This window comes from Methanosaeta sp. UBA356, from assembly GCF_002496465.1.
Lineage (GTDB): Archaea > Halobacteriota > Methanosarcinia > Methanotrichales > Methanotrichaceae > Methanothrix > Methanothrix soehngenii.
Genome location: NZ_DAKC01000126.1, coordinates 12,040 through 14,165 on the forward strand (window position 1 = coordinate 12,040; position 2,126 = coordinate 14,165).

At 53.7% G+C, this 2,126-nt stretch carries 4 protein-coding genes; 2 read left to right on the forward strand and 2 right to left on the reverse strand.

Features of this window, described 5'->3' with window-relative positions; translation table 11 throughout:
* Nucleotides 1-615 (forward strand): phosphoglycolate phosphatase (locus BP727_RS12355; RefSeq protein WP_286859065.1); only part of this gene is annotated, 615 nt, incomplete at its 5' end.
* Here the strand turns inward: BP727_RS12355 and BP727_RS12360 are convergent.
* A complete protein-coding gene (locus tag BP727_RS12360; protein ID WP_286859067.1) occupies nt 612-1,286 on the reverse strand; it encodes a YkgJ family cysteine cluster protein in 675 nt (224 codons plus the stop codon). The two genes, BP727_RS12355 and BP727_RS12360, sit on opposite strands and share 4 nt — an antisense overlap.
* A 142-nt stretch (nt 1,287-1,428) precedes the next feature.
* On the opposite strand from BP727_RS12360, the gene BP727_RS12365 reads away from it, so the two are divergent.
* Nucleotides 1,429-1,893 (forward strand): hypothetical protein, encoded by a 465-nt coding sequence (locus tag BP727_RS12365; protein ID WP_013720460.1) that lies wholly within the window; start codon nt 1,429-1,431, stop codon nt 1,891-1,893.
* Between the two features lie 53 nt (nt 1,894-1,946).
* Here the strand turns inward: BP727_RS12365 and BP727_RS12370 are convergent.
* Nucleotides 1,947-2,126 (reverse strand): hypothetical protein (locus BP727_RS12370; RefSeq protein WP_286859069.1); only part of this gene is annotated, 180 nt, incomplete at its 5' end.

Here is a 2,126-nt window from a genome sequence, read left to right on the forward strand (position 1 = left end):
ATAAAAAGGCTGTTTGTGCCCGTGATTTTGAGCACAGGAAACACCCATTGCTTCTCCAGAACGGTCTCCGTTATCCTGGGCACCCCACGCATATTCATCGCTGAGAACGGAGGAGTTCTGTCCTACTCCGAGGATGAGCTGGAGATCCTGGCAGATCAGCAGGTCTGCGAGGATGCTTTTTTGAGGCTGTCGGAGGAGTTCATCCTGAAAAAGTACGACTCCTCCCGGCACAAGTACCGCTTCACCGATGTCATCCTGGAGAGGAACTTCGACCTGGGAGCGCTGGCCAGGCGAGCGGATGAGCTCGGCCTGCCGGTGGATATCGTGGACACTGCCTTTGCGGTGCACATCAAGGATCGAAGGGTGAACAAAGGAACAGGCCTGACCAGAATCGCCCAGCATTTGAATCTGGACCCGATGGATTTTGCTGCCATTGGAGACAGCATGAGCGACCGGCCCATGTTCGAGGTGGCGGGCTTTCGGGCCTCCGTGGGCAATGGCCGCCCGGGGCTGAAGGAGATCTCCGACTATGTGGCCAAGAAGGATTTTGGCGAGGGATTCGCCGAGATTGTAGATTATATGATAGAAGAGGAAATGCTCTCAGACAGCCTTTAGCCATCCTTTTTTGGCGGAGCCTTTCCGGACTCCTCCATCCTGGCTAAGAGCCTTGCCCAGTTGTTCTCGCAGATGATCCACCACTCCAGTGTCTCCTTGGCAAAGAGGCGGGCGGCGGGGCAGAAGGCGTCCACCGCCAGATTGTAAGGCAGCTGGGCCAGAGGGGGATGAAGAGGATACTTGCGGCAGGTTAGGGGTCTGATCTCATAGATCTTGCAGCCTCTTTTGGCATGATCATAAAACGGGCAGGGCTGCTTGAGAATCCAGCCGTCCAGAGCTCTGTCAAATCTGGAAAGCCTTTCTAGCTTCCTCTTCCCGATCTTCGCCGCGATCCGGTCGAAATCCTCCTTTTCGAGCAGCAGCCCCGCCCCTGGGGTAAAGCAGCACAGGCCACACTGCTGGCAACGAAACCGCTCCCAGAAAAGCTCGACCCCCTGGTTTGAGCCCTCCCCACCATCTCTGGCCGGCAGGGGGAGGGAGATGTCAAAGGGCACCTTCTCTCCCCGATCTATCTGGCGGAACTGCTCTGCCTTTTTCAACACCGACCAGTGGGCGCGATTCCGCAGCAGTTCTTTATGGCGTTCCTGTCTCTTATCCTCAATGCATGAGCTGCGACAGAGCTGGTGGCAGAGCCTGCGAACCTGGTCTATCCGATCGCTGGGTTTTTTCATCTCTTATCTTCCAGTTCCTCTCTGCTTTTTCTGCTATTAATACCGTCCTGGATACTTTCGCCCCGCGCGGCTTGTCTTTATCTTTCTCCAGATGGATGGCGTTACCATCCTGTGATTGATAATCCAGATTTTGGTGATATAGATGTCCAAGAATCCAGAGATTGCCCGGCTTGCATCCGGCCTTGCCGCCTATCAGGATGCCATTCGATCTGCCAATGAGGATCTGATCAAGCTCTCCCAGAGGTTTGGGAGGATGATGCCCCGGCTGCAGAAGCTCGATTCCTCCTCCATCCTCCTGTGGCTGGGCTTGTACAACAAGATCAAGGATGCGGCAAAGAGGACGGAAGATGAGGCCTCAGATCTGCTGAATAGCGATCTCGCCACTGCCAACCCCGTTCTGCAGCTGCAGGTCAATTATTACCAGGCCCAAAGCCAGAGGCTCTATGCCAAGATGGAGATTATGGATGATGTTCTGAACGGCATGATGGAGGACCTTCTGGAGAATGGAGAGTTCGAGCAGACACAGAAAGAAGAGATGAGAGTCGCATTGGAGGGGACCATGAAAAAGAGTCTCAACCGCTCAGATGCAGCTTCGGTATCGGCCTGATATGATTCAGGCCAGTGCTATATTTGGCGCTTCGCTGAATTATGTGGGTGAGTTCAGGCAGAGAATATGGCCTTTGTTCCTCTGTGCCTCTGTGCCTCTGTGGTTGGGTCAAAGAATAGTGGCTTTCCACAGAGGCGAAAAGATACAGAGAATTTCCGCTTCAAGTCCACCCATGCCAAATAGCGAGGAGCCCTATATTTAATGAGTACGCTATAATTTATTGTGGAACTAAT

Excerpts from the sequence above, each read along its gene's own strand:
- BP727_RS12360 (WP_286859067.1), bottom strand. The coding sequence starts at position 1,286 with ATGAAAAAACCCAGCGATCGGATAGACCAGGTTCGCAGGCTCTGCCAC.
- BP727_RS12365 (WP_013720460.1), top strand. The coding sequence starts at position 1,429 with ATGTCCAAGAATCCAGAGATTGCCCGGCTTGCATCCGGCCTTGCCGCC.